This window comes from Caballeronia sp. (assembly GCF_049581465.1).
Taxonomy (GTDB): Bacteria; Pseudomonadota; Gammaproteobacteria; order Burkholderiales; family Burkholderiaceae; genus Caballeronia.
Genome location: NZ_JBAUSA010000133.1, coordinates 1 through 8,126, shown reverse-complemented (window position 1 = coordinate 8,126; position 8,126 = coordinate 1). Strand labels below are relative to the sequence as shown.

Genomic DNA, 8,126 nt, shown 5'->3' with positions numbered 1-8,126 from the left:
GGGTAAGCGCCCTCGATAAGCAGGGTGGCACAGGTTTTCTGCGGAGAGCAATTAGCAAAACACTCGCTGCTCAATGCTGGAGGTGACCGGGACAACCTCTGGGCGGCACTGGTTGCGCGACCAGATGACGTGCCGCGACGCGCTGTCGGTACGCGAGCAAGCGATCGATGTTCATGCCCCGGCGCGTGCGTGACCACGCCGACATCCGGCGCCAGGAGGTTCAATCCGCCCAGGCGCGTCACTTTATTTAGCGCAAGTGCGCTCGCACCTCGTGGGTGCCACTGCCGACTTCAGATCAGAATTGGAACCCTGAATCTTGTCTTTTTCCGCGTGCGCCGGATCTTGGCATTCTCTGCCACTTCCTTGTGTCGACAGACAGGGCACCAGTGACCGCGGCGGATAGAGTCAGGTTTCCCGGTCCAAGTGTGGCCTTCAATACATTGCCATTGCAGCGGCGTTAGAAGGTTGACATAGGTGTCAGACAAACACTTACCACCTCGCATGGCAGCCGTCTGACGCATCGTTTCAATACCCAGGCGTGTGCGGTCTATGGCGCAGGTTCGACACCAGTGACCGCTCATGATCTTGTCGGGCCGGGCGAGCCAGACATGTCCCTTCTGGCATCGCCACTGCAATAACGCATGGCCGTTGGTATATTCCTGAGACAAACACACGCCTCCATGCGCGGCCGCAATCTCGTGCATCTTTTCCACACCTAGACGCTTGCGATCAAATGCACACGTCGGACACCAGCTCCTGTAAATGGTAGTGAGCCTGGCACGCCAGCGATGCCCCTTCTCGCATTTCCAAAGCAAGGTGGTTTTCGCATCGGTATAGCGTTTCGAAACGCAGTGTCCTTTATGCTTTTCTGCCAGTGCCTGCGCGTCTGCCAAGCTAAAACGCCTGCTGTCGTTGTAGCACTGTCTGCACCATTTCCCCGCATCAATGGCCCCGGCTGTTGTTGTCCACTTATGTCCTTTGTCACAGCACCATTCCAAAGGGACAGTCGTACCCTTGTATTGTTTTGAGAGGCATTTGCCGCCATGCTTTTCGGCTAGGCCGTGTGCCCACGCCAAAGTGTGTTTTCTGCTGCTGTCTTTTGCGCAAACCGGACACCAAGATGCTCTGGGCCGTTTGATACTCGCGGGTTGTGCCTTCCACTGATGCCCGTTGGCACACTCCCAGAGGAGTGCCGTATTGGTGTTGATGTATTCCGTCGACACGCATCGTCCGCCACGTTCTTGGGCAATCTCGCGCATACGCTCGAGCGTGTCGCGCATCTTCAGGATTGCACACTGTGGGCACCAACTTCCCTGTTGGATCTGCTCGGGTATGGCTTGCCATTCATGCCCGCTATCGCAACGCCACAGCAGTTTTGCCTCCATCCCGCGATATTCCAGCGAGAGACACTGCCCTTTTTTTCGCGCAGCAAGCGCTCTCATGTCTTCGATGGTCTTGCGATAGGCCATAGTTCAAAAATCCCGCTTTCTGGTCGGTTTCTGCCATCTTTTAAGACCTTCGATCCGTCGCGCAAAGTCACCGTCTGCGTCGTTTTGAAAGCCTTATGCCGACGCAATACGCGGAACGTTCGCGCTCGTTGTTTCGATGAACAGTCAAACTGGTGGATGTTCGTTGAACTTACGCAAAGAGGAAAGCGCTTTTGGTAATAAATGGTCGCAAGTGAAAAATCGGATTTTTCTGAGCAAGGGTTGAGTGGCCTCTTCGATGAATCACGTGTTACCGATTTTTTACGAGATTGGTTGTACTGATCAAAAGAAGACTTAGGCAAACCACTAAGCTTGAAAGGAGCAACCCAGCAACGACCCAAACCACTAACCGCAGAACCTGGCAACCCTTCACTCAACCATCCACTCATCAAAACCCAAGCTTGCAATTCAAGCGCTAGCGAATGACCTACTCACTAGCGCTTGCGCGTACTCCCCGGCGGCGCCCAGTTGTCAAGATCCAAAGTGGATTTCTCCGCCTCCACCTGACATCCCCAGTCCAGCGCCTGATCCTGATCGAAGCGCTTACCCAGTTTCCAGGCAATCTCGGCGCGAGCCAGCTGCACACCCATATAAAACGCATGCCCTCCATCGGCTTGCACCCCAAGCCCCGGATAAAGTGCGAAGGGATCTCCCTCCACGGCATGCCCGTCGCGGTTATAAACATGAATGCCATCAGCCGCCACCTGAACCCGGAAATTCGGGTCCCGCACCGCCTGCGCAAACAGCGCAATTTCCGCCGCGTCATACGGGAAAGGCCGCTTCGCGTGCAACGCCGACAAGTCGCTGCAAATGCCCTTCGGCAAGACCTGCGCCTCGCGCGCCACATGCATGATCCGCCGCGCGACGTCCGCCTCCTTGACCGCGCGTCGCGCATGCAAACTCACGGACGTAGTCAGCACCGCGTTCACCCGCAGCTCGGCCGCCATGCCAAGCAACACCGCATTGATCCCGCTCGTATCGGCTTCGGTCAACTCAGTTACATTGCCAATGCCCATCATGATGCCGATCTCCGGATAGCGCGCCCGCAACCCGACATAACGCGCGATCGATGCGGCAAGCCCAAACGGGATCGGATCGAGAATCGGATCGGCAAGAAATGGCCGGTTGCGGGCCAGAAGTGCATCGATCGCAGCATCGAGCGAGGCCGGATCGCCCGGCTCCCGTGCAACCAGGATCGGCACGGATGGAACCTCGTCGGCGATCCATAAGGTATCCAGATTAAGACTCATCAGATAATCCGCGCCCGCCCGGCCACCCCGCACGAGTTCCTCGGACCGCATTGAATCCACGCTCACGCGATACCCGCGCGCCTTTAGCGCACGCACCGCGTCTTCCAAATGCGCGAAAGGTGTTTCAGGCAGGCAGCCAAGGTCGATCACATCAGCACCCTGAGCCGCATACTCGCCAGCGCGCGCCACGATACCGTCAACATCGAGCCGCGGGGCATCGACGATTTCCGCGAAAATCTCTGTCTCGTACCGCGACAGGTCGAAGTGGTGCGCCTCGCGTCCAAAGAACTGCGGTAAGTCCTTGACCTCTTCCGGCCCCCGTTCCACCGGCACTTCGAAATGCCGGCTCAACGCGTCGAGATCGCCCCGGCATCGCCCGGGTACGATCATCCGCGTGGCGGCAAGCGGCGCGGCCACGCGCCGGCGAATCATGTCGGCTGTCATCAACGCCGCTACTTGAAGCCCGATCTCGCGGATTTCCCAGGTGAACGGCGTGGGCGCCATGCCCTCGAGCACCTGTTGCAGGCTGCGCTCGGCCAACCTGCCAGTCAGGAAGACGATGTGATCCATGCGAGCCCGAGGGTCGACAGCCGTTGATCGAGCGCCGCCCTTAAGTCATCGAGCGAGCGCGCCACCGTCGTGTATTCGATCAGCGCCAGTTGCTCCACATGCCTGAGTTCGACGCTGCGGGGACGCACCTCGACCCATTCGTGCGGGCTCTGGGTGATCACGCTCGGCGCGGTGTCACATGCGAAAACAATGCCCGGTATGCATTGCTTGCCGGCCTGCGCGAACAAGTTGGTGGGCAGCGTGTCGGAAATCCCAAGAACACACTTGGCGACGGTGTTGCTCGTCGCCGGCGCGATCACGACCGTATGGTATTTGCCCTCATAAAGCATGCCGACAGGCACCCCGCTAGCACTGTTGTCGCGCAACACCCGAAAATGCTCGCGCAACTTCGGCAGCGGCCATCCATAAAGCGGCAGGACTTCCTCTCCCGCCGACGACAGGAACAAGTCCACGGCCGGCAGCCTGCGCGCAAGCTCGATGGATTCCTCGATCATGTGCCCCGACCCCGTCACGCACCACGCAAACCCCGCATCGGGCTTGAACTGGTCAAGCCTGCGAGCGGGGGAGGGCGAACCTGAACCTGAACCTGAACCTGGATGGGAACCCGACGGCGCGCTCATGAGTTCGGCGGCGTGCAGGCCCCGTCATGCGACAACCGGATATGCAAGCGATGCATCTTCCGGTACAGAGTGTTGCGGCTGATACCGAGTCCCTTGGCAACGCTGCTGACATTCCAGCGATGTTCATCGAGTAGCTCCAGCACGGTCTCGCGCTCCTTGACCTGGATCGCGTTGAGCTCGGAGGTATCGGCTTCGTCGGCGCCATGCGAGAAAGGACCGGGTACAGGCGTGCCGCTCATGCCGGTGGCAAGCGCCAGGCGCGCGGCCGGTGTTGCGCCCGCGTATTGCACGATCTCGACCGGCAGATGCGAGCAGTCGATCTCCGGGCCGTCGCATAACGCTATCGCCATTTGCAGCACGTGGCGCAACTGGCGGATGTTGCCCGGCCAGGCGTAGGTCAACAGCGCATGTCGTGCCTCGGCGCTAAGCGACGGCGGCTCGTCTGATTCACTGGCGAGCAGATGGTGAATCAACGCGAGCGCGTCGGCCCGCTCGCGCAGCGGCGGCAAGTTGATCTCGATACCGTTGAGCCGGTAATACAAATCTTCGCGGAACACGCCGGTCTGCACGAGCTCCAGCAGGTTGCGGTGGCTTGCGCTGATCAACTGGAAATCCACCTTGACCGTGATTTCTGCGCCGAGCGGGGTGACTTCATGCTCCTCAAGCACGCGCAGGAGGCGCGCTTGCAACGCCATCGGCATATCGCCGATTTCATCGAGAAACAGCGTGCCTCCATTCGCCTGCACGATCTTGCCGCGTCGTCCTTCGCGCTGCGCCCCGGTGAATGCCCCGGCGCGATAGCCGAACAATTCACTCTCTATGAGGTTCTCCGGCAACGACGCGCAGTTCACCGCAACGAAGCTCCCGGCGTTATTCGGGCTGATGCTATGGAGTGCGTTGGCAAAGACTTCCTTGCCGGTGCCGGTCTGGCCGCGCACGATGATCGGGATCTTGCGCTGGATCACGCGCACCGCGAGCTGGATTTGCGACGCCATGCGCGGATCGCCGAATTCCAGGTGCGCGAGCTTCTCGAGCCGCCCGGCCTGACCTGGCGAGTCTGTGGCCGTTCGCACAGGTCTGGACAATGCGCGGCTCGTCGGATCGTTCATGAAGATGCGGGTCACGCTGATCGCTGCATCGCGCGGCGTCTGGGCGATCAGGAAGAAGCGGCTGTTCGCGTTCGCGCTATAGACGGTCACCGGGTGAAACGAGCCGCGGATGCTGCGCGCGATCATATCCTCGAGCGACACGTTGAACGCTTGTTCAATTCGCTTGCCGCACAATTCGGCATGCGAGCGGAAGTCGAGCTGGAACAGCGCGCTGCGGCTGGCTGCGAGCACGACGCCGTCGTCGCTGACGGCGAGCTTGCCAGCATGTAGCGTGCCAACAAACTCAGGCCGGCTATGAAAGTGGATCATGTTCGCGTGGCGGAATCGCGCATCGATCAGGCGATTTTCGATCATTTGCCTCGACATGCCCACCAGCACCAGCGAGTGCTGTTGCAGCAGCTTGGAACGGCTGGTTACGTCGAGCACCCCGGCCACTTCGCCGCGATCGTTGTAGATGGGCGCGGCCGAGCATGTCAGGGACGTATAGCGCGGATAGAAATGCTCATGCTGATAAACCGTTATGCACTCACGTTCGGCGAGGCAGGTTCCCATGCCGTTGGTGCCGGCTTCGCGTTCGCTCCATAAGGCGCCAACGCGCAGCCCGTCGGCGGCTATCGCTTCGCCGAACGGCACCGAGGCGACCTGATGCACGATCACGCCGTCCGCATCGACGAGTACTACCGCGAGTTCCGGGTCGGCAAGCTGCTGGTAAAGCGTGGTCATCTCAAGTTTCGCGGACGCGATCAGGTCGCTGGCCGCTTCGCGCCGCGTTGTAAGTTCCTGCTGGGTCAGCACCGGCGGCATCACAAATCGTGCGGGATCCAGGCGGAACTCGGTCAGACAACGCGTCCACGACTGAGCGACTGAATCGCTTGTGGGGCGGCTCGGCGACTGGTTATTGACGATGTTCAGTACTTCCCGGATGTGCAGGTTACTGTCCGCAAGCAACGACGACATGGGGCTTGTCTCCGGGGCGTCCGCTTCGCGCCCGCGAGAGTTCGCGGGCTACTGCGGCGCCGTATCTATGGTGTTTCCCCGCGCTGCGTTTTCGTGCCCGCATGTGCGCGAAGCAGTACGTATTGATATTTTTTAAACAGACCATGCTTTCGCGGAACTTTACATCTGATGACGCTCGGGTTCAATAAGTAGTCGCGTTAGTGTTAGCCACTGCGCCCGTTTTTTGCTTTCTATTGCGGCATTCGCAGCATTTGACAACGGAGACTATTCATGGAGCTTTTCGAGGCGGTTCGACAAACGTGCACTTCGCCGGGCACACGGCAGGGCGCGCAGGCGGGTGTGATTGCCCACCATGGCGTCGGTACCTCGCCACAAGTCGCTGCCGGCGCGCCCATGGACCTTGTCTATATTGAGGGTTTCACCGGGCTAACCGTGATCGGTATTGACGTGAGCGAACTGCGGGACCCGCAGCCCGTGCGCATCAGTCTTACGATCGGCGTGCCGTCCATCCGGGCCTGCGCGACGGATCGTATCGAGGACACGGTGAATTACGCAGCGGTTCACGACGCGCTGCATGGGCTGCTGGCAACGCACGGCGTGCAGTTGCTCGAACGTCTTGCCGAGAAAATTGCTCAGATGGTGATTGCAGATTTCGGAGCGCATTGGGTTCGGGTGTCCCTTGCCAAGCCCGCCAAGTTTGCCGATGTGGAATCGGTGGGGGTTTTGATCGAACGCACGCGCGCGCGCGAGCCAGTGCGCGCGCAGGGCGTGACTTGCGCGTTCCTTGGGAAAGGGCTGATTCCCAATTAATGGTCAGTACACTTAATAGGTCGGAAAAAAGTTCCCGCAGCATAGTCCCAGCATCGGAAAAAACGGGCGCGCGGTAAGCAAAGACTGTTCCCGTGCTTGGCGGTTCACTTGGTCGCGGCGGCGGATTTCGTCACGCCGCACGCGTGAAAAGCTTCGGCCTGAATAGCGCGAAAATTTTTCGTCTGGGCTTTGGCCCGATCTACACGGAACTCGTTGCCACCCTCGCCGCCGAGCGTCGAATATTTCGAGAACGTCATTTGCTCGACGTAATCGTCGTACGGAAGAACCGCCGCAATGTGGTCGATCGCGCACGAGCACTTGTACACATTCGCGAAGTCGTGACCGTTGTCATCCATGCAACCGAGAACGTATTCCACGCGGCCCTGGGTGGGATAGTCGTGGCCTTGTGCCGGATTGGCAGCGGCTGGAACAGCCGGAGTGGTTGCCGGGTCCTCCGCGAATGCAAGCGTCGCAGCGAGCGATGGAGCAAGCACGAGGCAGGCAATCAGCAGCCGCGTGCGACATCTCGAAGTCATGCCAGAGCCTCTCTCAAAAGCGCTATTCATCGGTTGAATGAAAAGTGGGCGGGCCGCGCCAAAGTACATACGGATGATGCCTGCGGCCTCGTCCAGACCTGCCCGGTTTTGACACTGTATGAAGCCATGCCATAAAGCCGCGCCACAAAGAACGCGCTGTGCCTCAGTTCGCAGCGAACGGATGCGAGACGCTGGCTTTCTTCGCGACCACGTCAGCCGCGCTCGGTTCGCCGGCGACAGCGCGCTGGATCGCTTCGCGGGTTGCCTTGTAGTTGTATTCCTGGATCTTCTTGTCGTCGTCGGCTTCCCAGTGAATGAATACGCCCACGCAGACGAAAACGTCGTCGGCTTCGTCCTGCGGGATGGTGCCGTCTTCAACGCTATCCGCGACAGCGAGCGCGACGGCATGCTGCGCGGGACCGAACATCTGGACCGCCTGCTTAGCACCCTTGATCGTCACCTTATTGAACATCACCGTGTTCGGGCGGGTGATGAGATTGGGCGCGACAACCGCCAGCAGCGACGTGAATCCGTCCTTGTTATTGGTCAGGGCGTGGCAGAACGCGGTTTCGACAGCGGAACCGCGCGGTCCAATCAGCAAGTCGATATGCGCGACTTCGTTGCCGTCGCCGACTAGCGACTCACCTACCATGACGCGGTTGATCTTGGCCATGCTGTTCCTCCAGTGATTGGATATTGAATGTGTCCACTTCCGGTCGGCCCGTGGACGGTATGGTTCGACACCCTCCGGAAGTGTTTGAGAACCATGGTTGCTCCTATCATGTTC

General features: G+C 59.6%; 7 protein-coding genes. 1 reads left to right on the top strand and 6 read right to left on the bottom strand.

Annotation, left to right across the window (positions count from 1 at the left end; all coding sequences use genetic code 11):
* Positions 1-290: 290 nt before the first annotated feature.
* The 4 genes from WCA53_RS03485 to WCA53_RS03470 form a co-directional block, all read right to left on the bottom strand.
* On the bottom strand, positions 291-1,469 hold the full coding sequence (locus WCA53_RS03485) for a zinc-ribbon domain-containing protein (RefSeq protein WP_423905501.1): 1,179 nt from the start codon (positions 1,467-1,469) through the stop codon (positions 291-293).
* A 452-nt stretch (positions 1,470-1,921) separates the two neighbouring features.
* A complete protein-coding gene (locus WCA53_RS03480) occupies positions 1,922-3,307 on the bottom strand; it encodes a DUF6513 domain-containing protein (RefSeq protein ID WP_423905498.1) in 1,386 nt (461 codons plus the stop codon).
* Positions 3,286-3,927, bottom strand: coding sequence for a flavoprotein (locus tag WCA53_RS03475; RefSeq protein ID WP_423905496.1), 642 nt, complete (start codon positions 3,925-3,927; stop codon positions 3,286-3,288). The genes WCA53_RS03480 and WCA53_RS03475 overlap by 22 nt, the downstream gene beginning before the upstream one ends.
* On the bottom strand, positions 3,924-5,993 hold the full coding sequence (locus WCA53_RS03470; RefSeq protein ID WP_423905494.1) for a sigma-54-dependent Fis family transcriptional regulator: 2,070 nt from the start codon (positions 5,991-5,993) through the stop codon (positions 3,924-3,926). The genes WCA53_RS03475 and WCA53_RS03470 overlap by 4 nt, the downstream gene beginning before the upstream one ends.
* Before the next feature lie 270 nt (positions 5,994-6,263).
* Between WCA53_RS03470 and WCA53_RS03465 the strand changes: the two genes are divergently transcribed.
* Positions 6,264-6,803: a dihydroneopterin aldolase gene (locus tag WCA53_RS03465; RefSeq protein WP_423905492.1), complete on the top strand. Its 540-nt coding sequence runs from the start codon at positions 6,264-6,266 to the stop codon at positions 6,801-6,803.
* Positions 6,804-6,907: 104 nt separating this feature from the next.
* Here WCA53_RS03465 and WCA53_RS03460 read toward each other — a convergent pair whose 3' ends face one another.
* Both WCA53_RS03460 and fae read right to left on the bottom strand, forming a co-directional pair.
* On the bottom strand, positions 6,908-7,339 hold the full coding sequence (locus WCA53_RS03460) for a hypothetical protein (protein ID WP_423905490.1): 432 nt from the start codon (positions 7,337-7,339) through the stop codon (positions 6,908-6,910).
* 163 nt (positions 7,340-7,502) lie between these two features.
* Positions 7,503-8,012 carry a formaldehyde-activating enzyme gene (fae, locus tag WCA53_RS03455; RefSeq protein WP_423905488.1) on the bottom strand — a complete coding sequence of 170 codons (510 nt, stop codon included), beginning with the start codon at positions 8,010-8,012 and terminating at the stop codon, positions 7,503-7,505.
* Positions 8,013-8,126 lie beyond the last annotated feature (114 nt).